Source organism: Pseudomonas sp. Pseusp15, assembly GCF_059492165.1.
Map to the genome: position 1 here is coordinate 3,823,827 of NZ_CP168523.1, position 25,584 is coordinate 3,849,410.

Annotated in this window: 20 protein-coding genes, 4 tRNA genes and 1 riboswitch; of the genes, 7 read left to right on the top strand and 17 right to left on the bottom strand. The window is 58.6% G+C overall.

Translation table 11 applies throughout. The features are described 5' to 3' along the window. Positions 1-119: 119 nt before the first annotated feature. Positions 120-1,043 carry a hypothetical protein gene (locus ACEN8R_RS17335; protein ID WP_245220333.1) on the top strand — a complete coding sequence of 308 codons (924 nt, stop codon included), beginning with the start codon at positions 120-122 and terminating at the stop codon, positions 1,041-1,043. A 166-nt stretch (positions 1,044-1,209) separates the two neighbouring features. On the opposite strand, the gene ACEN8R_RS17340 is transcribed toward ACEN8R_RS17335, so the two are convergent. Continuing rightward, positions 1,210-1,286: transfer RNA gene (locus ACEN8R_RS17340), tRNA-Arg, on the bottom strand. Positions 1,287-1,577: 291 nt separating this feature from the next. Here ACEN8R_RS17340 and ACEN8R_RS17345 point away from each other — a divergent pair. Continuing rightward, a complete protein-coding gene (locus tag ACEN8R_RS17345) occupies positions 1,578-1,811 on the top strand; it encodes a hypothetical protein (protein WP_018926377.1) in 234 nt (77 codons plus the stop codon). Between the two features lie 23 nt (positions 1,812-1,834). Next, positions 1,835-2,014: a PA3371 family protein gene (locus ACEN8R_RS17350; protein WP_018926378.1), complete on the top strand. Its 180-nt coding sequence runs from the start codon at positions 1,835-1,837 to the stop codon at positions 2,012-2,014. Here ACEN8R_RS17350 and phnN read toward each other — a convergent pair. After that, positions 1,989-2,561 (bottom strand): phosphonate metabolism protein/1,5-bisphosphokinase (PRPP-forming) PhnN, encoded by a 573-nt coding sequence (gene phnN / locus ACEN8R_RS17355; protein WP_026286446.1) that lies wholly within the window; start codon positions 2,559-2,561, stop codon positions 1,989-1,991. The two genes, ACEN8R_RS17350 and phnN, sit on opposite strands and share 26 nt — an antisense overlap. A 385-nt stretch (positions 2,562-2,946) precedes the next feature. Between phnN and ACEN8R_RS17360 the strand changes: the two genes are divergently transcribed. Continuing rightward, positions 2,947-3,273, top strand: a complete 327-nt coding sequence (locus ACEN8R_RS17360) for an Arc family DNA-binding protein (RefSeq protein WP_018926380.1) — start codon at positions 2,947-2,949, stop codon at positions 3,271-3,273. A gap of 106 nt (positions 3,274-3,379) precedes the next feature. Here ACEN8R_RS17360 and mgtE read toward each other — a convergent pair whose 3' ends face one another. Next, entirely contained in the window at positions 3,380-4,822 is a 1,443-nt protein-coding gene (gene mgtE, locus ACEN8R_RS17365; RefSeq protein WP_018926381.1) for a magnesium transporter, read from the bottom strand. A gap of 321 nt (positions 4,823-5,143) precedes the next feature. Between mgtE and ACEN8R_RS17370 the strand changes: the two genes are divergently transcribed. Then, a complete protein-coding gene (locus ACEN8R_RS17370) occupies positions 5,144-5,662 on the top strand; it encodes a hypothetical protein (RefSeq protein ID WP_018926382.1) in 519 nt (172 codons plus the stop codon). Positions 5,663-5,681: 19 nt separating this feature from the next. On the opposite strand, the gene ACEN8R_RS17375 is transcribed toward ACEN8R_RS17370, so the two are convergent. The 7 genes from ACEN8R_RS17375 to ltaE all read right to left on the bottom strand — a co-directional run bounded on the left by ACEN8R_RS17375 (position 5,682) and on the right by ltaE (position 11,648). After that, positions 5,682-5,758 (bottom strand) — tRNA-Arg (locus ACEN8R_RS17375). Positions 5,759-5,829: 71 nt separating this feature from the next. Beyond that, positions 5,830-5,906: transfer RNA gene (locus tag ACEN8R_RS17380), tRNA-Arg, on the bottom strand. 107 nt (positions 5,907-6,013) lie between these two features. Next, positions 6,014-6,104 (bottom strand) — tRNA-Ser (locus ACEN8R_RS17385). Positions 6,105-6,166: 62 nt separating this feature from the next. Continuing rightward, positions 6,167-6,355 (bottom strand): carbon storage regulator CsrA, encoded by a 189-nt coding sequence (gene csrA, locus ACEN8R_RS17390; RefSeq protein ID WP_002554426.1) that lies wholly within the window; start codon positions 6,353-6,355, stop codon positions 6,167-6,169. Positions 6,356-6,543: 188 nt separating this feature from the next. Further along, entirely contained in the window at positions 6,544-7,785 is a 1,242-nt protein-coding gene (locus ACEN8R_RS17395) for an aspartate kinase (protein ID WP_007934911.1), read from the bottom strand. A 90-nt stretch (positions 7,786-7,875) separates the two neighbouring features. Next, positions 7,876-10,497: an alanine--tRNA ligase gene (gene alaS / locus ACEN8R_RS17400; RefSeq protein ID WP_018926383.1), complete on the bottom strand. Its 2,622-nt coding sequence runs from the start codon at positions 10,495-10,497 to the stop codon at positions 7,876-7,878. A gap of 146 nt (positions 10,498-10,643) precedes the next feature. Further along, positions 10,644-11,648, bottom strand: coding sequence for a low-specificity L-threonine aldolase (ltaE, locus tag ACEN8R_RS17405; RefSeq protein ID WP_018926384.1), 1,005 nt, complete (start codon positions 11,646-11,648; stop codon positions 10,644-10,646). A 198-nt stretch (positions 11,649-11,846) separates the two neighbouring features. Continuing rightward, positions 11,847-12,017: riboswitch (FMN riboswitch) on the top strand. A gap of 115 nt (positions 12,018-12,132) precedes the next feature. Between ltaE and ACEN8R_RS17410 the strand changes: the two genes are divergently transcribed. After that, on the top strand, positions 12,133-12,642 hold the full coding sequence (locus ACEN8R_RS17410; protein WP_018926386.1) for a 6,7-dimethyl-8-ribityllumazine synthase: 510 nt from the start codon (positions 12,133-12,135) through the stop codon (positions 12,640-12,642). A gap of 49 nt (positions 12,643-12,691) precedes the next feature. Here ACEN8R_RS17410 and astE read toward each other — a convergent pair whose 3' ends face one another. The 7 genes from astE to ACEN8R_RS17445 form a co-directional block, all read right to left on the bottom strand. Continuing rightward, a complete protein-coding gene (gene astE, locus ACEN8R_RS17415) occupies positions 12,692-13,702 on the bottom strand; it encodes a succinylglutamate desuccinylase (protein ID WP_018926387.1) in 1,011 nt (336 codons plus the stop codon). Between the two features lie 12 nt (positions 13,703-13,714). After that, on the bottom strand, positions 13,715-14,005 hold the full coding sequence (locus ACEN8R_RS17420) for a hypothetical protein (RefSeq protein WP_018926388.1): 291 nt from the start codon (positions 14,003-14,005) through the stop codon (positions 13,715-13,717). Between the two features lie 72 nt (positions 14,006-14,077). Further along, entirely contained in the window at positions 14,078-15,424 is a 1,347-nt protein-coding gene (gene astB / locus ACEN8R_RS17425) for an N-succinylarginine dihydrolase (RefSeq protein WP_018926389.1), read from the bottom strand. Between the two features lie 51 nt (positions 15,425-15,475). Further along, positions 15,476-16,945: a succinylglutamate-semialdehyde dehydrogenase gene (gene astD, locus ACEN8R_RS17430; protein ID WP_167331184.1), complete on the bottom strand. Its 1,470-nt coding sequence runs from the start codon at positions 16,943-16,945 to the stop codon at positions 15,476-15,478. Then, entirely contained in the window at positions 16,942-17,967 is a 1,026-nt protein-coding gene (gene astA / locus ACEN8R_RS17435; protein ID WP_018926391.1) for an arginine N-succinyltransferase, read from the bottom strand. Before astA ends, astD begins: the two co-directional genes overlap by 4 nt. A 79-nt stretch (positions 17,968-18,046) precedes the next feature. Beyond that, complete coding sequence (gene aruF / locus ACEN8R_RS17440; RefSeq protein ID WP_007934901.1) at positions 18,047-19,066, bottom strand: arginine/ornithine succinyltransferase subunit alpha; 1,020 nt, start codon at positions 19,064-19,066, stop codon at positions 18,047-18,049. Positions 19,067-19,198: 132 nt separating this feature from the next. After that, the gene (locus ACEN8R_RS17445) at positions 19,199-20,419 is read right to left on the bottom strand and encodes an aspartate aminotransferase family protein (protein ID WP_018926392.1); all 1,221 of its coding nucleotides are present in this window, start codon (positions 20,417-20,419) and stop codon (positions 19,199-19,201) included. Positions 20,420-20,705: 286 nt separating this feature from the next. Between ACEN8R_RS17445 and ACEN8R_RS17450 the strand changes: the two genes are divergently transcribed. Next, entirely contained in the window at positions 20,706-25,562 is a 4,857-nt protein-coding gene (locus ACEN8R_RS17450; protein WP_018926393.1) for a dermonecrotic toxin domain-containing protein, read from the top strand. Positions 25,563-25,584 lie beyond the last annotated feature (22 nt).

Consider the following 25,584-nt stretch of genomic DNA (forward strand, 5'->3'; position numbering starts at 1 on the left):
GCAGTTGATGATGGTGGAGACCAGGGAAGGTCGAATATGAATTGCACGATACCAACGTGAAATCCAAGCATGACGCGCCCAGAGGGGGGTGTATGTTCCGATGGATGAGGGAACTTTGGGTGGGATCGGATCTGGTCGAGTTTGAGAGCTCGTTCGGACTGGCGGAATCTGTTGAGCGCCTGAAAGGCGCGACCCGGCACTGGGCTATGTTTACACCTTTTCGAGAAGCGGCCGTGGGAACGGTGACAGAGTCTCGCGTTTCGCTCCAACGTGTCATCCCGATGGTACGCAACTCATTCAAGCCACTTTTCGTCGGCCGATTCCAGGTGCGCCAAAACCAGGTCGTGCTAACCGGGCGTTTTGCGCTGCACTGGTCCGTTAAGCTCTTCATGGGCTTCTGGTTGGGGTTTTGTGTGCTTTTTACAGCATTGGCGTTGTTTACCGCCGTACCTGGGCCGCACGCCACATTCATGCCGCTGGAGGGGCTTGCGATGATGGCCTGTGGGATTGGCGTGATGCGGATCTGTATGTGGTTTTCCCGCAACGATCAGGCATGGCTGTCTGAGGTCATTCGCACGGCGCTGAGTAATCAGGTCGCGATTGCATCAAAAGGTTTGCCGCCCGATGAGCTTCGGAGCACCCAAAAGCGGCCACCCACTGTCATCGTGATTGTCACAGCGATGCTCGCCCTCCAAGGGCTCATGTTCTGCGTTTCTGCCATAACGGATATCCAGCCTTCCCTGGGCGATCCAAGTGGTTCGGTCTTTACCCATTATGCAGACGTTAGACTTCGCTATCTTTCCGTAATCTATGGCGCCGTTATGCTCCCGCTGGCTTTCGACGTTTACCGACAGCGCATGTTCGCCTGGCGAATGGGGTTCCTGGCGCTTTTTGGGGGGGCTGCCCTCCAGGCGCTTGGCTTGCTTGCCCGAGAGGATCTTGGCAATGCGCGTCAGACCATAATCTTCTGCGTCGCCTCCCTGGTGATCACCATCGTCTGGGCGTGTTGGTGGTACGCGCAGCGCGTCCATTTTCACGATTGATCGGGAAAGAGTCGATAGACCGCATGACACGACAGTTATGAAAAAGCCCCGCCAGATAACAATCTGAGCAGGGCTTTTCTTTGCTTAAAGCATACCTGTTGCACCCACCTAGCACCCATGAGGGTTAAGCAGAGAAACAAAAAGACGCTGTAGGCCTTGGATTATATGGTGTCCCAGGGCAGGTTCGAACTGCCAACCTTCCCCTTAGGAGGGGGATGCTCTATCCAATTGAGCTACTGAGACACAAGTTGCGCGCAAGGAATGCGCGGCGATGGACGGCGTGCATGTTAACGGGCAGGCCCGCTTTTGTCATGTCGTCCGTGGGGCTTTTTAAGTGTAGGCAGACGCCCCACGGTAGCGTGGCTTTGTTTACCGTGCAAATTGCATCACCGCAAAATGCCATCATTGCAAAATGCAATGCCGGCATTTTGTTAAAATAGCGTAATTCTTTGTTTTTAAAGGATTTAATAGCCGTTAAACTTTTGGCATGCGGGCTGCTTCGACTGTTCTCAAAGAACGAAGGAGATCAGCCCCATGAACAGCGCTCTTTTAGTCGCGAATGCAGTCGCCCTGGCGGTTCTGTTGGGTTTTCAGTTCTTCCCCGCAAACGACGCTGCGATGGTTGCCCAACGCACGCCCCATGACCTGCAGCTGCAAAAAGCGCCTCAGTGGGCAGTCACGAGCGATCAACGCAGTTTTGTCAGCCAAGAGCTGAGCCAGGAAAGTCTTCAACCCCGCACGCAGTCTTTTGAACGCTTGGTATTTTGAACCACCTCATCAGGAAGCACAGCATGTCCAAATCAGCCGCAGGGTTTCTCATCCTCGCTCTACTGAGTGGCATCCTTCATCTGTCATTAGTCCAGGACACGATCGTCACCCTGCCCCTGATTGCCTGCGGCGTGTTCAGTGCGCTGTTCGTGCTGGCGCTGATCGCCGGGCGCAAGATCAAGTTCGATCCGGTTCTGCGCTGACGCTCAGCAACTCCAGAAGACTGGCAACGGTGACCGCAAGGTCGCCGGAGTTATCGAGTCGACGGATTTGCGTATCACCGATTGTGTCGTCAGCCGTGAACAGCGCATTGCGGCACAGTCTCGCTTCAATTTCTGCCGGGCTTTCACGCCCCCGCCGTAGCAGGCGCTCTCGCAGAACGTCATCCTTGACCGTCAACAGCACCGGCAACAGCGTGGGATAGCGCTGTTGCGCTTCTGTCAGGTGGCCGCGCGAAGCATTGATCAGCACATCGCGTCCTTCCTTGAGCCACTGGTCTATACGCACAGGAATACCGTAATCGAGCCCATTGGCCTGCCACGAAAGCGCGAAATCCCCATTGTTTCTGCGTCGCTCGAACTCTTCGCGGGACACCTCAATGGCGTCTTCGCCGACGGACTCAGCCGAGCGCGTAATAACCCGCCGCACGACTTCACAATTGCGCACCCGCAACGGCCCGCGAGCGGCTTCGATGAGGCTGTCCTTGCCGGATCCCGAAGGCCCCATTAAATAAATCAGCCTGCCATCCATCCTGAAATCATCCCATACCGTCCGTCTGCCCTAGTAAATCGGCCATTTGCCACTATCCTGTTAAGGTAAGGAACAAGGATCGAATCCGCATAGCATGCACCTTCAGGCGTCTTCGGGCATCACCTGTCGGGCAAGAGGACGCGGTCAGCGATACGGACTCATGGAATGTTTTCAAACCAGTCCGCATTTCTGATAATAGGTGCTGGCATTAAGCCTTTACCCAGATCAATATTTGTCACAGAATTGACGCCAATGATCTGGCTAATTTGAGGCATGATGCGCGCCTCTATCAATTCAGGTTGAACATTTGGTCGGAGTGCTTGTCCTATCTGACATCCTGCGGCCTATCCCGAGAACCGCTCCCCTGAACTAACCGGTTAAATATATGCGCCCATTGAAACAGGCAATTTATTCCAGCCGTACGGCTGACAAGTTCGTCGTACGTCTGCCAGACGGAATGCGTGAACGCATTGCCGAGGTGGCTCGCAATCATCATCGCAGCATGAATTCCGAAATCATCGCGCGTCTTGAGCAGAGTCTTATTCAGGAAGGCGCGTTGGGCGAAGAATTGAGCATGCGCCTGGACAGCCCCGAGCTGTCATTACACGAACGCGAACTGCTGCAACGCTTCCGCCAACTCTCCCACCGCCAGCAAAACGCTCTGGTTTCGCTGATCGCCCATGATGCCGAAATGGCTGCAGACGTTTCCTGATTCATCCTGAAAGCTCAAGCCAGCGTAATTGCTGGCTTTTTTTTGCCTGAAATTCAGCCCCTCAAAAAAAACCCGCCGATTGGGCGGGTTCTTTTGAGGTAGAACGTCAGAGCAGAAAAATCGTCGCCAGCCCGAGGAAGATGAAAAAGCCACCACTGTCGGTCATGGCAGTGATCATCACACTCGCGCCCATTGCCGGGTCGCGCCCAAGCCGCGCCAGGGTCATCGGAATCAACACACCCATCAATGCCGCAAGCAACAGGTTAAGCGTCATGGCGGCGGTCATCACCACGCCCAGGGACCAACTGCCATAAAGCAGGTAGGACACCACCCCAATCACTCCACCCCAGACCACGCCATTGATCAAAGCGACCGCCAACTCCTTGCGCATCAACCTCGACGTATTGCCGGTGCTGACCTGGTCCAGCGCCATGGCCCGAACGATCATGGTGATCGTCTGGTTACCCGAGTTGCCGCCGATACCCGCCACGATCGGCATCAATGCCGCGAGCGCTACCAGCTTCTCGATAGAGCCCTCGAACAGGCCGATCACCCGTGATGCAACGAACGCGGTGATCAGGTTTATCGCCAGCCAGGCCCAACGGTTGCGCAGGGACTTCCAGACTGACGCAAAAATATCTTCTTCTTCGCGCAGACCCGCCATGTTGAGAACTTCGTTTTCGCTCTCTTCACGAATCAGGTCGACCATTTCATCGATGGTCAGACGACCGATCAGCTTGCCGTTCTTGTCGACCACCGGGGCCGAGATCAAGTCGTAACGCTCGAACGCCTGAGCGGCCTCGTAGGCGTCTTCGTCCGGATGAAAACTCACCGGATCGCTGGCCATCACTTCCGAGACCTGTTTATCCGGGTCGTTGACCAAAAGGCGCTTGATCGGCAACACGCCCTTGAGCACGCCGTCGTAATCGACCACGAACAGTTTATCGGTATGGCTTGGCAACTCTTTGAGACGACGCAGGTAACGCAACACCACTTCAAGACTGACATCCTCACGGATCGTCACCATCTCGAAGTCCATCAGCGCACCGACCTGCTCCTCGTCATAGGACAACGCGGAGCGGACGCGCTCACGCTGTTGAGCATCGAGGGTTTCCATCAGCTCGTGGACGACGTCTCGCGGCAGCTCGGAGGCCAGGTCAGCAAGTTCGTCGGCATCCATGTCCTTGGCCGCCGCCAGGAGCTCGTGATCGTCCATGTCGGCGATCAGGGTTTCACGAACCGAATCGGATACTTCGAGCAGAATGTCGCCGTCGCGGTCGGCCTTGACCAATTGCCAGACGGTCAGACGATCGTCCAGTGGCAAGGCTTCAAGGATGTAGGCAACGTCAGCGGAGTGCAGATCATCGAGCTTGCGTTGCAACTCGACGAGGTTTTGCCGGTGAACCAGGTTCTCGACCCGGTCGTGATGCGGACCTTCCTGGCGATGAGTCAGGTCTTCGACCACCCGCTGGCGCTGAAGCAGCTCAACGACTTGAGCAAGGCGGTCCTGCAAGCTTTCCTGCGTTTTCTTTACTTCAACTTCAGACATAGGCGAACTCCACTCCCAGCAGCGGGGCACGCCGGAAGGATCAATCAGTCAATTCATGATTGTAAAAACGGGGTACTGAGTAACTACTGGGTAAGTCCATGGAGGTATTCCACAAGCCCCGGCGGGGCTGACAGGCGCAATGATAACACCGCCTGACGGTTTTAAACGTGAAAAAATCGCGGCTGAAACAAGCGCTTGCGAGACAAACCTGAGCGCCGTCCTGATCCATGGAACTGCGACGACTCATCCTGAAAAGAAAACACACCGCAGTCGAAAAATGTAACGGCTACCCTTGATATGGACCGTCAAGGAGGACGTCGAATGCCACGGAATGCTAATTATTTTTTGCTTGCCGCCCTGCTCTGCCTGCCGCCCTGGGCGTTTGCTACGACCATCCACCGGTGTGAAGCCCCTGACGGACGCATCACCTTCACGACCTTGAGCTGTACGACCGGAGAAAGCCTTTCGCTTCAGGAAGTACGCACGTTTTTGCCTGGCAGCACGACAGCCCTGATGCCAGAAGCCGAGGTTCGCGAAACATCAAGTATGAAAAACCCAAGGAGAGAGCCGACGGTCGTTGGTCAGTCCGAGGACAAATGTGGAAATCAGCTCAGCGCGAAGGAACGCCGCATCGCGATCATCAATCAGAGAGTGGTTGCCGGCATGAGCCAGCAGGACGTCGAAAGCGCTCTCGGCAAGCCAGACAAAATCAGCACTCGCAATTCAGCCATGAGCTACCGCTACGACAACAAGCGAGGGCGCAGTGCTCACATCGAGTTCGATGAGAAAGGCTGTACCAAAGGAAAAGCCAAATCGCAGACGGCAAAAAGCCCGCGTTAAACGCGGGCTTTTTGGTGTTTGGTGCACTCGACAGGATTCGAACCTGTGACCGCTCGGTTCGTAGCCGAGTACTCTATCCAGCTGAGCTACGAGTGCATTTGTGTTTTTATACCAGATCACAACTGGTTGAAGCCAAGTTACTCACATTACTGCAAACAACTCTTAAATGGTGCACTCGACAGGATTCGAACCTGTGACCGCTCGGTTCGTAGCCGAGTACTCTATCCAGCTGAGCTACGAGTGCATTTGTTGCCGCGCATTATAGGCCGTTAAATCTTTTTGTAAAGCACTTTTTCTAGTAATTTCAACAACTTACCGAAGAAGCCAGATTACAACGTACTAAACAAATAATGGCGGAGAACGGGGGATTCGAACCCCCGACACCCTTTTGAGGTGTACTCCCTTAGCAGGGGAGCGCCTTCGGCCACTCGGCCAGCTCTCCGCAACACGGGGCGTATATTAACCAGCTTTATCCCCGTTTGCAAACATAAAAAACGATAAAAATTAATGGCTTGGTTCTTCGTCCTTCTCTTTCTTGATACGCAGGTAAATTTCCTCACGGTGCACAGCCACCTCTTTCGGGGCGTTGACACCAATACGCACTTGATTTCCTTTAACGCCGAGCACGGTCACGGTGATTTCGCCATCACCAATAATCAGGCTTTCTGCGCACCGACGAGTCAGAATCAGCATACCTTTCTCCTCACGCATTTCATTTCAGGGACAACAGTCTGCAAAAAAAAGGCATTCGACCTACAACCGAAAAGGTCGTAGCCCTACATGCCTGAGTATTGACTAGCGCGAGCAAAAGAACAGTTTTGGTACGCACCATTCAAAAAAACGAAGGGCGCGGTCAGACCGCGCCCTTCGGGGGGAACGCATTACTCGCCCTGTCGGGCCGGCGCGTCCAGTTCGAAAGCTGTGTGCAGGGCGCGCACAGCCAGTTCCAGGTACTTCTCTTCGATCACCACGGACACTTTGATTTCCGAAGTCGAGATCATCTGGATGTTGATGCTTTCTTTCGCCAGGGATTCGAACATGCGGCTGGCCACGCCTGCGTGGGAGCGCATGCCGACGCCAACGATCGAGACCTTGGCAATCTTGGTGTCGCCAACGACTTCACGGGCACCGATCTCGCGAGCGGTGTTTTCCAGCACGGATTGCGCCGCCTGGTAGTCGTTACGGTGCACGGTGAAGGTGAAGTCGGTGGTGTTATCGTGCGCAACGTTCTGCACGATCATGTCGACTTCGATGTTCGCGGCGCTGATCGGGCCGAGAATCTTGAACGCCACGCCCGGGGTGTCTGGCACGCCACGGATGGTCAGCTTGGCTTCATCGCGGTTGAAAGCGATGCCGGAAATGATCGGCTGTTCCATGGTTTCCTCTTCATCAATAGTAATGAGGGTGCCCGGACCCTCCTTGAAGCTGTGCAGTACGCGCAGCGGAACGTTGTACTTGCCGGCGAACTCGACCGCACGGATCTGCAACACCTTGGAACCGAGGCTGGCCATTTCCAGCATCTCTTCGAAGGTGATCTTGTCCAGACGCTGAGCCACGGACACCACACGCGGGTCGGTGGTGTAGACGCCGTCGACGTCGGTGTAGATCTGGCATTCGTCAGCCTTCAGGGCTGCCGCCAGTGCCACGCCAGTGGTGTCGGAACCACCACGACCGAGCGTGGTGATATTGCCGTGCTCGTCGACGCCCTGGAAACCGGCGACAACCACCACACGACCGGCCTTCAGGTCACCGCGAATCTTCTGGTCATCAATCTGCAAGATACGCGCTTTATTGTGCGCGCTATCCGTCAGAATCCGTACCTGGTTGCCGGTGTACGACACCGCTGGCACGCCACGCTTGATCAGCGCCATGGCCAACAGTGCAATCGTCACCTGCTCACCGGTGGAAACGATCACATCCAGTTCACGCGGAACCGGTTGGCCGTCGCCACTGATTTGCTTGGCCAGATCGATCAGACGGTTGGTTTCGCCGCTCATTGCAGACAGCACAACCACCAGGTCATCGCCCGCATCGCGGAATTTCTTAACCTTGTCGGCGACCTGCTCGATTCTCTCGACAGTGCCGACTGAGGTGCCTCCAAATTTCTGTACGATCAAAGCCATTTCAAAGCCGCCTCTGCCCATGAAGGGCGCCCAATAATCACTCAAACAGCGTTCTGGCCCGCCACTAGACCGCGGGCCAGGCACACTGCCTTATAAACCCTGCTCTACAAATGGAACAGTCAGGGCCAATGCGGCATCCAGTGCGCCAGCGTCAGTACCACCGCCCTGCGCCATGTCTGGACGACCACCGCCCTTCCCGCCCACTGCCGCAGCAGCCTGCTTCATCAAATCACCGGCTTTGAGTTGGCCAGTCAGGTCTTTGGTCACGCCTGCAACCAGAACGACCTTTTCCTCATGGACACTGCCGAGCAGGATCACTGCGCGGCCGAGTTTGTTTTTCAGTTGATCGACCAGCGCCAGCAGCGCCTTGCCGTCCTGACCGTCCAGACGCACGGCCAGCACTTTCACGCCTTTGACGTCCAGGGCAGAAGCCGACAGATCGTCGCCCGCCGCGCTGGCAGCCTTGGCCTGCAACTGCTCGAGTTGCTTCTCCAGCAGACGGTTGCGCTCCAGCACAGCCGACAGCTTGTCGATCAGGTTATCGCGGCTGCCCTTGACCAGGTTGGCCGCTTCCTTGAGTTGTTCTTCTGCAGCATTCAAGTAGGCCAGTGCCGCGGCACCGGTGACTGCCTCGATACGACGCACACCCGAAGCCACACCGCCTTCGCTGATGATTTTCAGCAGACCGATGTCGCCAGTACGGGTGGCGTGAATACCGCCGCACAGCTCGACGGAGAAATCGCCCATGCTCAGCACACGTACGCTGTCGCCGTACTTCTCGCCGAACAGCGCCATGGCGCCTTTCTGCTTGGCGGTTTCGATGTCGGTTTCTTCGGTTTCAACTTCGGAGTTCTTGCGAATCTCGGCGTTGACGATGTCTTCCAGCGCCTTCAACTGCTCAGGCTTGATCGCTTCGAAGTGGCTGAAGTCAAAGCGTAGACGCTGACTGTCGACCAACGAGCCTTTCTGCTGAACGTGCTCGCCCAGCACCTGACGCAATGCGGCGTGCAACAAGTGAGTTGCCGAGTGGTTCAGCGACGTCGCATGGCGCACTTCGGCATCGACATGAGTCTCCACCGGAGCACCTACGATCAGGCTGCCCGAATCCAGCACACCGTGGTGCAGGAACGCACCGCCGGTCTTGGTGGTGTCGCGCACGTCGAAACGCGCAGCGCCAGCCTGAAGGAAGCCGCAATCACCAATCTGACCACCGGACTCGGCATAGAACGGCGTTTGATCGAGAACGACGACGCCTTCTTCGCCTTCGCTCAGTACGTCAACCGATTGCCCTTCTTTATAGAGAGCAACGATTTTGGCGGAACCGCTGTGAGCGGTGTAACCGGTGAACTCGGTGGCCACATCAACCTTGACCAGGCTGTTGTAGTCCATGCCGAAGGAGCTGGCGGAGCGGGCACGCACGCGCTGGGCTTCCATTTCGCGCTCGAAGCCTGCTTCGTCGATGGTCAGGCTGCGCTCACGGGCGATGTCGCCGGTCAGGTCCATCGGGAAACCGTAGGTGTCGTAAAGCTTGAACACCACGTCGCCTGGCACCACGTCGCCTTTGAGTTCGGCCAGATCCTGCTCGAGGATTTTCAGGCCCTGCTCCAGAGTCTTGGCGAATTGCTCTTCTTCGGCCTTCAGCACGCGTTCGATGTGCGCCTGCTGGGATTTCAGCTCAGGGAACGCTTCGCCCATCTCGGCGACCAGGGCCGCAACGATCTGGTAGAAGAAGCTGCCCTTGGCGCCCAGTTTGTTGCCGTGACGGCAAGCGCGACGAATGATCCGGCGCAGTACATAACCGCGACCTTCGTTGGACGGCAGCACGCCGTCGGCAATCAGGAAGCCGCAGGAACGGATGTGGTCAGCCACGACTTTCAGGGAAGCCTGATTGTCGTTGGTGCAGCCGATGGCCTTGGCCGATGCGCTCAGCAGGCTCTGGAACAGGTCGATTTCATAGTTCGAGTGAACGTGCTGCAGCACGGCACTGATCCGCTCAAGACCCATGCCGGTGTCCACCGACGGGGCTGGCAACGGGTGCAACACGCCATCGGCGGTGCGGTTGAACTGCATGAACACGTTGTTCCAGATTTCGATGTAACGGTCGCCGTCTTCTTCCGGCGAGCCCGGTGGGCCACCCCAGATGTCGGCGCCGTGATCGTAGAAGATCTCGGTGCAAGGACCGCACGGGCCGGTATCGCCCATGGTCCAGAAGTTGTCGGACGCGTACGGCGCGCCCTTGTTGTCGCCGATGCGAACCATGCGCTCGGCCGGTACACCGACTTCTTTGGTCCAGATGTCGTAGGCCTCGTCATCGCTGGCGTAGACGGTTACCCAGAGCTTTTCTTTCGGCAGGTTCAGCCATTTGTCGGAGGTCAGGAACGTCCAGGCAAAGGTAATGGCGTCACGCTTGAAATAATCACCGAAGCTGAAGTTACCCAGCATTTCGAAGAAGGTGTGGTGACGGGCGGTATAACCGACGTTTTCCAGGTCGTTGTGCTTGCCGCCGGCACGCACGCATTTCTGGCTGCTGACGGCGCGGGTGTACGCGCGCTTTTCCTGGCCCAGGAAGCAGTCCTTGAACTGGTTCATCCCCGCGTTAGTGAACAGCAGGGTTGGGTCGTTGCCCGGAATCAAAGAGCTGGAGGCTACACGGGTGTGGCCTTGCTCTTCGAAGAAGCGAAGGAAGGCTTCACGGATTTCTGCGCTTTTCATTAGGTTCTTCCACGGAGGCTGCGGCCAAAGGCCTGTGCGAAACGTCAACAGACGAAGCGACGGCAAAGGGCCGCATTATATCGGCCCTGCGCGCGGGGTACAGCGTGTTTATACGATAGAAACGGTCAATTGGACCGCTAACGCGATCAGATGCGGGAAAACTCGACGAATGTAGCGACGACCTGCTCGATTTGCGCACGGTTGACGTCCATGTGCGTGACCATTCGCAGACGAGCGGCAGCGCTGAGCTTGACCCCGCGTGTCGCGGCGAAGGCCTTGATCGCTTCGGCCTTGTCGCCCATTTTCACGTAAACCATGTTGGTCTGCACCGGCTCGACCTCATACCCCGCCGCCCGCAGGCCTTCGGCCAGCAATTGCGCGTTGGCGTGGTCGTCGGCCAGACGCTGTACGTTGTTATCCAACGCATACAGCCCCGCCGCCGCGAGAATCCCGGCCTGGCGCATGCCGCCGCCGACCATCTTGCGCAGACGTCGCGCCTTGGCGATCAACTCCGCCGAGCCGCACAGCACCGAACCGATCGGCGCGCCCAGGCCTTTGGACAGGCAAACCGAAACCGAATCGAAATGCTGAGTGATCTCCCGGGCATCGACACCCAGCTTGACCGCCGCGTTGTAGAGACGCGCGCCATCCAGATGCAGCGCCAGGCCATGCTCACGAGTGAAGCGGCGAGCCTGGGCCAGATACTCCAGCGGCAGCACCTTGCCCTGCATGGTGTTTTCCAGCGCCAGCAAACGGGTGCGGGCGAAGTGGAAGTCGTCCGGTTTGATCGCGGCGGCGACTTGCGCCAGGTCCAGCGAACCATCGGCTTGCACTTCCAGCGGCTGCGGCTGGATCGAACCGAGCACCGCCGCGCCACCACCTTCGTACTTATAGGTGTGGGCCTGCTGACCGACAATGTACTCGTCACCGCGCTCGCAGTGGGCCATCAAGCCCAGCAGGTTGCTCATGGTGCCCGTTGGAACAAACAGCGCCGCGGCAAAACCCAGTCGTGTTGCCAGCTCGGCTTCCAGACGATTGACCGTCGGATCTTCGCCATAAACGTCGTCACCGGTGGCGGCATTGGCCATCGCGTCGAGCATCCCTGCGGTCGGTTGGGTGACGGTGTCGCTGCGAAGATCGATAACACTCATGAATCTGGCCTCGGTAAACAGGGGAAAAATCCGTTTCGGAAAGGAATTACTGCGGTCATGCCGACAATTAATCAAGCCTTGAACGAGGAAAAGAGGCTGTATGCCTTCGGAAAAGCCGATAGCAATCATCAGAAAGCAGCCATGCACGCCCCATAAATATGTGTTAAAAACGCTTCGCCGCCAAACAATCTGGCGGCAAAACGTTCTCAGGGCGGGGTGTAATTCCCCACCGGCGGTAATTGCGCGCAATGCGCATAGCCCGCGAGCGCTTGGCGACAGGCACGGCAATGGCTGTGATGGCGGCAAGGTCAGCAGACCCGGTGTGATCCCGGGGCCGACGGTCATAGTCCGGATGAAGAGAGAACGGGATTGACGCCGCCCAGGTTCCGTACCAAAGCGCCGTCCGCAGACACGTGTGCCTGCGTACCCTTAAATCCCATTCGATTCATAACGCCCTGTTTTTCACACAAACAGGAGTCAGAACATGCAACCCACCGCAATCGATAGCAAAAGCAAAAACCATCAGGGCGAGCGCGTCGCGTTCATCCAGGCCTGCTGGCACAAGGAAATCGTCGATCAGAGCCGTAAAGGCTTCGTCGCTGAAATGATTGCCCAGGGTTATCAGGAGTCGGACATCGATTTCTTCGAAGTCGGTGGCGCCTTTGAAATTCCGCTGCACGCCAAGTTGCTGGCCAAGTCCGGTCGTTATGCCGGCATCGTCGCCGCGGGCCTGGTGGTCGATGGCGGCATCTATCGCCACGAATTCGTCGCCCAGTCGGTGATCAGCGGCCTGATGCAGGTTCAGCTGGAAACCGAAGTGCCAGTGTTCTCGGTGGTTTTGACCCCGCACCACTTCCATGCCGGTGAAGAACACCAGAAGTTCTTCTTCGAGCATTTCGTGCATAAAGGTCAGGAAGCGGCGAAGACGTGTGCAGATACGCTGCACAAGGCTCGCGCATTGCGCCGCAGCGAGCCTCGCGCGGTAGCCGTCTAGTTAGACGATCGTTCCCGCGCTCTGCGTGGGAACGATCACTCCACGACAGTCAGACCAGGTTTTCGTCGGTGGTCGGTACGATCAGGATGCCGGCGCGCAGGCCGTTCTTGACCCTGGGGTTCGGGAAGATGATCCGGGCGCCCTGCTCTTCGATGATCCAGCGGGTATTGGCGATATCCTCGGCCAGCACATAACCCACTTTCAATTCCGAAAAGTTTTCGATGTCCGCCGGCAGGTTCAGACGGAAGTTATCGCTGTGCTTGATCACTTCCCGGGCCACGCTGAACAACTGCAACCCTTCCAGCCCTTCATCGGTCATTGGCGGCTCGGAGCCTTCGATGATCTGCTTCAGGCGGGTTTCCAGCAGGCTGACGTTGACCCCTTCGTTCTGCCCGAAGGGCCGGGCCTTGCCCAGCTCCAGGGTGAAGGACTCGGCATCGAGCTTGTCGTAGGTGTAGGAGCTGAAGACGATGGAGGGTTTGTTCTGCAACAGCACCGCTTCCATGCCGGCGGCGCGCAAGCGAGCCAGCTCCTGGCGTGAATGCTGACGGCCTTCTTTCCAGGGGTAGAGGGCGAACTGCTCGATTTTCGAGCCACGGATTGCCGTGTGCAGGTCGTAATGCAGACGATTACGGTCCGGCAGGCTGAAGAACGTCGCCGCCAGCCGCTCCAGCTCACAAGCGCGCAAGGCCTCGGAACCGCTGCTTTGTTCGTGACGGCCGTTGAACAGCCGATTGACGTCCTGCTCGATGAAACGCTCACCGCGACGGATGGCCTCGGGATTGCCGAACAGGAACAGAATACGGGCGCGCGGCTTCAAGTCACCGCGGGCGATGTCATGCAACAGGCGATCGAGCAGCTCGATCGGCGCTGTTTCGTTGCCATGGATACCGGCCGACAGCAGCAGGTCCAGGCCATTGTCGCGAGCTTCAGGTGGCCGGACTTCCAGCGCACCTTCGCTCAACCAGCGCATCCGTACGCCTTCGACAGTCAGTTGAGTCTTCTCCGCCGGTTCGCGGCCGGCGAGGGTCAGTTCAAGCAGTTTGCCGAGGGCGAGCATAGAGCGGTTTCCTTAGTGGTCGTGATTGCAATCCGGGCCGTGCACGTGGTCCTCATCATCACCGAGATCGGCCGGTTCCATCTCCAGTTGCAGACTTACCAGATTAGTCGCCAATGGGCGCAGCAGCAGGTTGGCGTATTCAGCGTCACCCTCTTCGACGTCCACGCCGATCAGCAGCTGGCCACGGCCATCCTGCTGGATCCACAGCTCTTTGCCTTGCCACATGACCGCGACGCGGGTGCAGGAAGTTTCCAGTTGCGTGCCGTCGGTGTCTTCAAGGATCAGCTGCAGGGTATCGCTCATGTATTTACGCTCTCATCTGGAGATTAAGCGGCGCGCTTGCCATTCATATAAAAAGCCAAAGCGCGCCGACTATCAATTGATCTGGAATGGATAAACCGCGCCCAGTTTAAGGATTTGCGTCAGTTCATCCAGTGCCGTCCGGCACTCAAGCAACAATTGCGGGTCCGCCAGATCGTTTTCGGTCATGCGGTCGCGGTAGTGCTTGTCGACCCACTCGGTCAATGTGCCGTACAACGGAGCCGTCATGATAACCCCTTGGTTGACGGCCGCCAGTTCGGTTTCGTTGAGGGCGACGCGCAACCGCAGGCAAGCCGGGCCACCGCCGTTCTGCATGCTCTGCTTGAGATCGAAGACTTTCACTTCGCGGATCAGGCCGCCAGAGCTGGTCAGGCCTTGCAGGTACTGCCAGACGCGTTCGTTGCCATGGCACTCTTCCGGCACGATCAACAACATGGAGCCGTCAGGACGCGACAGCAGTTGGCTATTGAACAGGTAGGAACGAACGGCGTCTTCCACAGTGACCGCGGAACGCGGTACGCAGATCGACTGAAATTTCCCACCGACTTTTGCCAGTTTACCTTGCAGCTCAGCGAGCATCTGGTCGGTGTCGAGGAAGGCGTCCTCGTGATAGAACAGCACCTCGCCGTTGCCCACGGCGATCACGTCGTTATGGAACACGCCCTGATCGATCACCGAAGGGTTCTGCTGGGCGTAGACCACGCCGTCATCGCTCAAGCCATGCAGGCGAGCGACGGCCTGGGAGGCTTCGAGGGTCTGGCGCGCCGGGTACTTCTGCGGGGACGGATAACGGGTGTCGAACGCGCTACGACCGAACACGAAAAACTCGACGCCGGCTTCACCGTAGTCACGGCAGAAACGGGTGTGGTTGGCCGCGCCTTCGTCACCGAACTGCGCCACGGCCGGCAACGCGGCGTGGTGAGCAAAGTGTTTCTGGTCAGCGAACATCGCGCCCAGCACGCGACTGGTAGTCGGGTGCTCGATGCTGCGGTGGTATTTGCAGTTCAGGTTAGCGGCGGTGAAATGCACACGACCGTCGGCGGTGTCGGCACTCGGGCTGACCGTGGCGGCGTTGGCCACCCACATGCTCGACGCCGAGCAACTGGCAACCAGCAGCGGCATCGCGTCTTTGGCGGCTTGCTCGATCACTTGCGCGTCGGTGCCACTGAAACCCAAGCGACGCAGGGCAGCTACGTCAGGGCGTTCCTGTGGTGCGAGCACGCCTTGCTGAAAGCCCATATCCATCAGCGCTTTCATTTTCGCCAGACCTTGCAGCGCGGCTTCCTTCGGGTTCGAGGATTGCTGGCTGTTGCTCTGGGAGGCGACGTTGCCGTAGGACAGGCCACCGTAGTTATGGGTCGGCCCCACTAGACCGTCAAAATTGACTTCAAAGGATTTCATCAGCGAGGCTCCACAAGAATCTGTTGTTATAGGCTGCTACAAGGGTCTGTCTTACGACATGCGCACGCCGGGCGTAAGGGCCGCTGGCAAGGTCAGGCTCGGGGTTTCCAGCGAGGCCACCGGGTACGCGCAGTAATCCGCCGCGTAGTAGGCGCTGGCGCGATGGTTGCCCGAGGCGCCGACGCCGCCGAATGGCGCGCTGCTCGCCGCACCGGTCAGCTGCTTGTTCCAGTTGACGATACCGGCGCGGCTTTCCAGCCAGAACTGCTGATAACGCGCTTCGGAATCCGACAGCAGGCCGGCCGCCAGGCCATAAGCGGTATCGTTGGCTTCAGCGATCGCCGCTTCAAAATCAGCGTAGCGGATCACTTGCAGCAGCGGGCCGAACAGCTCTTCGTCAGGGCGATCGGCAACCGCTGTCACGTCCAGAATGCCCGGGGTCAGCAACGCAGCCTGAGCCTGGGGCTGAGTCATTTCCAGCAGCGCCACGGCGCCGTTGGCCAGCAGATGCTCTTGCGCTTCCATCAGGGCTTTCGCAGCACCGAGGGAAATCACCGAGCCCATGAACGGTGCTGGTTGCTGATCGAACGCACCGACTGAAAGGGTCGAGCTGACCGCCACCAGACGCGCCAGCAGCGTATCGCCCCAGGCGCCTTGCGGCACCAGCAAGCGACGGGCGCAAGTGCAACGCTGGCCGGCAGAAATGAACGCCGACTGAATGATGGTGTAAACGGCCGCATCGAGATCAGCGACCTGATCCACCACCAGCGGGTTATTACCGCCCATTTCCAGCGCGAGAATTTTGTCTGGACGACCGGAAAACTGCTTGTGCAGATGATTGCCGGTACGGCTGGAACCGGTGAAGAACAGACCGTCGATGCCTGGGTTCGCCGCCAGGGCGATACCGGTTTCGCGAGCACCTTGCAGCAGGTTCAGCACGCCGGCCGGCAGACCGGCTTCGATCCAGCACTTGACCGTCAGTTCGGCGACTTTCGGTGTCAGTTCGCTGGGCTTGAACAGCACACTGTTACCGGCCAGCAGCGCCGGCACGATGTGACCGTTCGGCAAGTGACCAGGGAAGTTGTAAGGACCGAACACCGCCACTACGCCGTGCGGCTTGTGACGCAATACAGCGGTGGCGTCGCCCAACGGGCTGCTCTTCTCGCCGGTGCGTTCGCGGTAGCTCTGTACCGAGATGGCAATCTTGTTGACCATGCTGGTGACTTCGGTCGCCGCTTCCCACAAGGGTTTGCCGGTTTCTTCACCGATGGTGCGAGCCAGTTCGTCGGCGTGATTCTTCAGCGCGGCGGCAAAGGCTTCCAGCACACTGATGCGCTCTTCCAGGGTACGACGGGCCCAGCCCGGGAATGCCTGACGCGCGGCTTGCACGGCCGACTCGACCTGGGCGGCAGTGGCGCCTTCGCCGGCCCACAACACTTGCTGGGTCACCGGGTTGACCGATTGAAAGCTTTCACCCTGGCCGGCCAGCCATTCACCAGCGATGTATAGCGAATTCATTATTTCGACTCCCGAGCTGCAGACAACGGAACGGCGCGTACTTGATCGCCAGCGTTGAGTTGAAGACGTTTGGCGGTCAGCGGATCAACCACCAACGTGCCAGCGGCGAAGCGTGCTGGCGCGGCAGTGATCCGGCAGTCTTCGCGCTTGCGGTTATGGATCAGGAACGGCGTGGCGTCATCACCCGGGGTGCCGATGGCCAGCACCAGCGCCTGGCTGTCGCGCACTGCGCGGATCTTGGCGGTTTCGCACTCCACCGCAGGGCCTGCGTCGAAAATGTCGACGTAGCCTTGGTAACTGAAACCTTCACTCTTGAGCATCGCCAGGGCCGGCTCGGTGTCCGGGTGAACCTGGCCAATCACGTTGCGCGCGTCTGGCGACAGGAAGCAGGTGTACAGCGGGAATTTCGGCATCAGTTCGGCGATGAACGCCTTGTTGCCCACGCCAGTGAGGTAGTCGGCCTGGCTGAATTCCATCTTGAAGAAATGCCGGCCCAGGCTTTCCCAGAACGGTGAACGCCCGGCTTCGTCGGACATGCCGCGCATCTCGGCGATGATCTTGTTGCCGAACAGTTGCGGGAACTCGGCGATGAACAGCAGCCGCGCCTTGGCCAGCATGCGGCCGTTGAGGCCACTGCGGTAATCGGCGTGCAGGAACAGCGAGCACAGTTCAGAGTTGCCGGTCAGGTCGTTGGCCAGGAACAGCGTCGGAATTTCGCGGTAGATATTCAGCTCTTGCGAGGCACTGACCGTCAGGCCCACCCGGAAGTTGTACCAAGGCTCACGCAGGCCGACGGCGCCGGCAATCGCGGAAATACCCACCACGCGGCCATTGTCGTCTTCGAGTACGAACAGGTAGTCCGCATCGCCCCGCCCGGCTTCGCCGCGGAAGGTTTTCTCGGCCCAGCCAACCCGATGGGCCAGACGCTCTTCGTTGGCCGGCAAAGTGGTCAGGCCGGTGCCGGTGCTGCGGGCCAGGTCGATCAGAGCGGGTAAATCGCTGCTGCGTACGGGACGAACGATCATGCTATCTCCTCAAACGGGCCGCTTGCGCCACCCGCGAAATTTCGCTGCTTTCCAGACATTTCTCTCCAGGAAGCAGGCGTCAAACCGCCACCAGGCGCACGCTGGCACCTTCACCGACGCCCAAGGCTTCGGCCGCTTCAAGATCCAGGGTCACCGGTTTGCCCGGCGCGTAATCGAGCTCGAGCAACACGGCGCGGTAATCCTGCAACTGGGCATTGGCCACCAGATACTGACGACCGGCGCCTTTGACCGGCTCACCGATTTTCACCGGGACTACACGGCTCTGGGCGATCGAACGGATCCCCGAGACGCGGGCATGCAGAGTCGGGCCACCATCGAAAATATCGATGTAGTGATCGGTCTCGAAGCCTTCGCGCATCAGGATGTCGAAGGTGATTTGCGCCCGCGGGTGCACCTGGCCCATCGCCTCTTGAGCGGAGTCCGGCAGCAACGGCACGTAGATCGGGTAATGCGGCATCAGCTCGGCGAGGAACGTACGGCTCTTCAAACCACACAGACGCTCGGCTTCGGCGTAGTTGAGGTCGAAGAAGTTGCGACCGATGGCATCCCAGAACGGCGAGTCGCCATTTTCATCGCTGTAACCGACGATCTCGGTCACCACGGAATCGGCAAAGCGCTCCGGATGGCTGGCCACGAACAACAGACGGCCACGGGAGTTGAGCTCCGCCCAAGGCGTGCCCACCAACTCCCTTTGCACGTAGAAACTGGTCAGCAAGCTGTTGCCGGTCAGGTCGTGGCACTGGGAGAGCACGTGGATCTTGTTGTGAATCTTCAGCTCGCGGGAGGCGTGCACGAACGTTTCGTTTCGAAAGCTGTAGAACGGCTCGGAATAACCGGCCGAGGCAACGATGGCCGAACAACCGACCAACTTGCCGGTGGCGGTATCTTCGAGCACGAAGAAATAGCTCTCTTCACCGTTGAAGCTCACTTCGGCGGCGAACGAGGCTTCGCTTGCGGCGATTTTGTCGCTCAGGCGTTCAACGTCATCCGGCAAGGAAGTGACACCAATCGGGCTATCCGCAGCCAGACGCTGTACCTCGCCCAGATCAGCCATTTGCGCGGGGCGCATCACCAGCATGGTGTCACTCCTTTCTTAACATCAGGTTGGCGAATTGCGCCAACTCAGGGAAAAAAATGCCGGGCAGGCCCGGCACAGGAAATTATCTCAACGCCTATCTATTACGATAGGCGCTGAGGAGCACTGTATGAATCAGGCTTGCGTCAGCTTGGCCACGGCGCGTTCGAAGCGGTCCAGACCGGCATCGATATCGGCGTCTTCAACCACCAGGCTTGGCGCGAAACGAATCACGTCCGGGCCGGCTTGCAGAATCATCAAGCCTTCACGCTCGGCGGCGTTGAAGATGTCCTTGGCCTTGCCTTTCCAGGCGTCGCTCAGTACGCAACCGAGCAGCAGGCCCAGGCCACGAACCTGAGTGAAAAGGCCGTATTTCTCGCCGATCTGCTCAAGACGGGTCTTGAACTTGTCGTGCTTGGTTTTGACACCGTTCAGCACTTCGGGCGTGTTGATCACGTCGATCACTGCTTCAGCGACCGCGCATGCCAGCGGGTTACCGCCGTAAGTGGTGCCATGGGTGCCGACAACCAGATGTTTAGCCAGGTCTTCGGTGGTCAGCATTGCTGCGATCGGGAAACCGCCGCCCAGGCTCTTGGCACTGGTCAGGATGTCCGGGGTCACGCCGTAATGCATGTAGGCGAACAGCTCACCGCTGCGGCCCATGCCGGTCTGGACTTCGTCGAAGACCAGTAGCGCGTTGTGCGCATCGCACAGTTCACGGGCGCCTTGCAGGTAAGACAGCTCGGCCGGCAGTACGCCGCCTTCGCCCTGGATCGGCTCCAGCACCACCGCGCAGGTCTTGTCGGAAACAGCGGCTTTCAGCGCGGCCAGATCGTTGTAAGGCACGTGGGTGATGCCGGTGATCTTCGGACCGAAACCGTCGGAGTACTTCGACTGGCCACCGACATTCACGGTAAACAGGGTACGGCCGTGGAAGCTGTTGAGCGCGGCAACGATTTCGTACTTCTCGGTACCGAAACGGTCATGGGCCACGCGACGGGCCAGCTTGAAAGCGGCCTCGTTGGCTTCGGCGCCGGAGTTGCAGAAGAACACACGATCGGCAAACGTGGCGTCGACCAGCTTATGGGCCAGGCGCAAGGCCGGCTCATTGGTGAACACGTTGGACACGTGCCACAGCTTGTTCGCCTGTTCGGTCAAGGCAGCGACCAGCGCCGGGTGCGCATGGCCCAATACGTTAACGGCAATCCCGCCGGCGAAGTCGATCAGCTCGCGGCCAGTCTGGTCCCAGACACGGGAACCGGCGCCACGCACAGGAATGAAAGCGGCAGGCGCATAGTTGGGAACCATTACCTGGTCAAAATCGGCGCGTTCTACCGCAGCGTGCTCAACGGACATCGGAGTCTCCTGATGAGGAACACTCGCCTGAAACTGGCGAGCGATGAGGGGATTGTAAGGACAGTTTTCAGCCCGGCCTTGCCGCCAAGCGACAACTTCTTATAGCGCAAACACCGGTTTTGCCCGGGTTTACGGCAATGCGACATATAGGGTCGCAAAGGCGCAGTTTAAACCGCCGGCACAGGTTATAGGCAGGCTTGTCGACCGATGCGGTAAATATGTACCGCACGCAGTGCTTCATCGTCTGTTTTGCTGGCGACTCATCCAAACGCTAAGGGAATAGCGCATGAGCCAACTCGAAAACGATCACCCTTCTGCCGCAGGCGACGATCACTTCGTCACGCAGCCGGATGATCATTACCATCACCTGTTCAACAATCTGCCCGCCTGGGCATTAGAGGCATCGCTTGAAACCCGCAGCGCTCTCAAGAACACCACGCTTGCGACTCCCCAATGGCATAGCACCGCGACACCTTCACAGCATGCCTCGCTGAAAAAGCTCAGCCAGGAACACTGGCACCATCGAAATCGTCTGGATTCAAAGCTGTCGACGCTGAAAAACCCACGGGCATTTGCCGAACCCCTTCTCATCGCGGCCCTGAAAACCCGGTTTGGTCTGGAACTGGACGTCAAGACCACCTTCCTGCGCCTGTACATCCCACAAACCGTGACCCTGTTCAAAATCAACACCGGGGCCGCCCGCACCTGGACGGTATCGCTGCTCGATGCCGCGCTGCATAACTTCCAGGAATCGGAAACAGCCGCAGATGCCTTCGAATCCGCTTCGACCTTCATTACCGAGCCGTCGTCCACAGGGCAGTTCGAAACGTTGCCGGCGATCAAGCACAAAATCACGGTCCAGGCCTTCGCCCGGCTATGCCGTGAACTCGATATCGGTGGCCAGTACACCGCGTATCTCAAGGAATTTGTGGGACTGACCAACCCGGTGGCCGGTGCCGCGTTGAAATCCAGCACGATCGGCTTGAACAAAGCCGCACTCAGGTCGGCGCTGCAGATGGCACACATCCGCAAGGATATTCCAGATGATGCGCACCTCGCGCTCCTGCGCATGGTTGAAGGAGGTTCGAGGGCGCGACTCAATGGCCAGCCGCTCTATGGCCACGACCTGACCCTGATGTCATCCTCGCTGACCGGCATTGTCATTTTCGCGCCGAGCCTTGAGCGGGCACGCAAGAGTACGCGGCTCATTGCCTATATTCCCGATGACCCAGAACATCCGCTCAAGCAATACCCCGACACGCTGGCGTTCATGACCGATCTGACCCGCAAGCTGCGGACAGCCGCTTATCAAGCGTTCTTCAGCCGGTTCGTCGAGCACAAGGAACGCGGACACTTTTTCGCCGATCTCAACAGCCGCCTCCAGACCGTGACCTGGCATCAGCACCAGCCCGGCGATCCATTGCCGAGCTGGCGCGAAACGCCGGTCGAGCGTCCCAATCTGCGTTTCTCCGTGCTCCCGATCAAAGCGGACCTGTGGAACCATGGCTATCAGCGGCAGCTGAACAAAATCCTCAACGACGCCAGCACTGTCGCCGTCTCCACCGCCAGCGCCGATCGAGACGCCCGCTGGGCATTGTGGGATGCCTTCAGCAAAGTGGCCTCCAGGATCCTTGAAGCTGCGTCGTTCGTGGCGGCGCCCTTGGTGCCGTTGCTTGGTGAATTGATGCTGGGATACATGGCCTACCAGTTACTGGACGAGAGCTTCGAAGGCATCGTGGACATGGCTGAAGGGCTGAAAACAGAGGCCTTCGGACACCTGATGACGTTCGTCGAAACCGTCGTTCAAGTCGGGACATTCGCGGTGGGCGGTGCAATCGCCGCCGGCGCCTTCAGCCGGCTTCTGCCCCGTGAAGCCGTCGCGCTCATCGACCCACTCAAACCTGTCGCCGCAGCCGGAGGCAAAACCCGTTACTGGATGCCGGATCTCACACCTTATGAACAGACACTCAGTTTGCCCGAAGGGGTAAAGCCCAATCATCTGGGCTTGTACCCACACGCGGGCAAAACGATGCTGCGCCTTGAGGGAAAACTGTATTCAGTGAAACCCGACCCCATGTCGGACAGGTTCCAGATTGAGCATCCGCGCCGCAACAATGCTTATCAGCCGTCGCTGCGGCATAACCACCACGGCGCCTGGCAAACCGAACTGGAGCAACCGTTGTACTGGGAGCGGGAAAAGGTCATGCGTCGTCTTGGCCATAGTGTCGAGTCGTTCACCAGTGCCGAGCGCGAACAGATCCTGCGGATCAGCGGCTACCACGACAACGTATTGCGCCAGGCGCATGTCGAAAACTATCGCCCGCCGTCGCTGCTGACTGACACGATCAAGCGTTGGCGGATCAACCGTGACATCGAAACGTTTATCGAACAGATCGGCAGCGATCAACCCGAGCACTATCAAAAAGCCGATACCGCCCTGCAGCATGCACTGCTGACACGCCATGACTCATGGCCGGTCGATACGCCACTGCCGACACCGGCAACTCAAACGCCAGCCTTCAGACAGCAAACGGCAACACTGGCCCGCCAATATCGCAAGTCGTTGTTCGAGCAGCTCTACAGCACTCAGGAACACACCGATGATGTGCAGGTTCAGCAACTGCTCGCCGATGTGCAGGGCCTGCCGACCGATGTGGCGCAAGAGCTGGTGAGCAATGCCACCGGCACCGAGTTACGCCAGCTGCACGGTGGGCGCGTGCCTCAGCGGCTCAAGGACGCGGCGAACAAAGCCATGGAGGCAGTCCGCGCAACCCGCGCCTATGAAGGCCTTTATGCCGACGCGCTGGAAAACGTCGACACCCACAGAGTGGCCCTGCACAGCCTGAACGCACTGCCCGGCTGGCCGGACGGACTACGCATCGAAGTGCGGGATTACTCCAGCGAGGGCACCGTGCGCGACAGCATTGGCCCGACCGATGCAGCCATCGTGAAAACACTGGTGGCCAACGAGGATGGCTCCTATCACGTTGATCAGGAGACACCCGGTGATTTCTACCAGGCACTCTTTCAAACGTTGCCCCAGGCCCATCGCAATGCGTTCAGCCCTGCCATCGCTGACGCCCAGGCCCTCAGACAGCGCATTGCCGAAAACGCGCTGGACCAGCCGACGCTACGCACTCTGTTTGCCAGGCATCCCCATCGAAAACCCTACTACGACCCGGCCACCATGCGCCTTCCCGGTGGTGCGGAGGGCTATGACCGCGGAAATCGCATGACACCCACCCTCAACGACAGGGTCCGGGAGGTTTATCCCGATCTGTCCCAGGATCAATTGCAATCCGTGGTCCAGGCGTTGCAAAGCCACCCTGATGGCGCTCGGGTAGCACTCTCACGCGTACACCGCGAGCTGAACCGATTGCATCTGGATCTGGGTCGATGGATCAGCGAAGCCCCGACGGCGCACCCCGACACCGGGGTTGCGCTGAGCGCCCTGGAGCGCCAGGCCGAACAACAGATTCGCAGGTTGCTGGCGCAGGAAATCCAGCGCGCCTGGCGGCGCCAAACCGATCGGGATTTTGACACCGCGGACGACATGGAACGGTACGTACTCAAGTTCGACGAACCGATGCTGGGTGATCTGCCGTCGTTGACTGCAGATTTCAGTCATGTGTCGCTGCTGTCCCTGGAAGGCAGCCATGCAGCGCAAGGTGTTGCTGGTTTTCTACAGGGCTTCAGCGGACTTCGCCGACTGGAACTGCGCCGTTTCTCCCTGACCACCCTCCCCGATGCCATCACCCGGATGCCGCAGCTTGAAGCGCTGGTGTTAAGCGATTGCGGCATCAGGGTAGACGCCCCCACCTGGTTGAAGCTGACGTCATTAAACAAACTGACCATGCTGGATCTTTACCGCAACCCGTTTGAAACGGTGCCCCGCATCGACTCGATGACTGAACTGACCCATCTGGACCTGAGCAGCACCAACCTGACCGAAATCCCGCCCGGCACTCTGCAACACCCGCGCCTGGACACCCTTCTGCTGATGAACAATGGAATCAGCGAACTGCCGGCAGCCTTGTTCGACAGTCCGCTGTATGAAAAGCGTGGCATACACCTCACGCACAATCCGGTTTCCGACAGCTCGCGACAACTCATCAAAAACCATCACGTCGACAGCGCTTTCGACATGGGCGTTTTCGCACCCGAGGCAGACATTGATCGTGTCAGGGCGCTCTACCCTGGCATGGAAGTCGAGCAAGCCAGCGAGTTCGTCTACGAATTGCCCGGCACGCTGGAGGAAGGTCGGGGCGCGTTGACGCGCCTGGAAGAAGAGCTGAGCCAATTGAGGAACGATCTGTCTGCCTGGACCGCCGCTCTTCCGGACCTGCATCCACTGACAGACGAACCTTTCAGCGCAGCTCAACTGCTTGTCGAGCACGCCAACCGCGACGAATTCAAGCAAGCCCTTGAGAACTGCTGGCAACGGGATGCGGAGCTGGATAACTTCAGCGATACGCTTGAACCCACATACGATCTGACACTTTCCACGGTCATCAATGGAGAACTGCCTGCCCTGAGCGCTGATTTCAGCCATGTGTCGTCACTGGAGTTTCGCAGTGCGGAGGGGGTGACGCGCATCGGACGCTTCCTGGAGTCCTTTCCCAACCTGAAAAGCCTCAGGCTGCGCAGCTGTGACCTTGGCGACATACCGGAGGCGGTGTTCAAAATGGGTCAACTCAGGGCTATGTCACTCCCCGAGTGTCGCGTCAGTCTGTCATCAGAATCGGTCGCCGCCCTGGCGGGGATGGAACAGCTCGACTATCTCGACCTGGGCTCGAACCCGCTAGGACAGACGCCTGATGTGAGTCAGATGCCGGCACTGGCGACCGTGCTGCTGAACGACACCGGCATCAACCGGATACCGGATGGACTGTTACAGCTGGCCGAGCTGGACTGGGCAGACTTGAGCGGCAACGCCATCACCGAGGTGCCCAGTGACTTGTCGGAACTGCCGGTGGATGTCGCAGATAATATTTCGTTGAGGGGAAATCCATTTTCCGAGGAAAGCCTGTTACGGCTGATCGCTTACTTCGAACGCACGGGCGCGGATTTTGGGGTGGAAGCCGTGATCAATCGGGGTGAAATAGAAATCTCCGACTCTGAAGGTTCGGAGATCGACGAGTAGTACAGCGCTCGATCATGGCGCG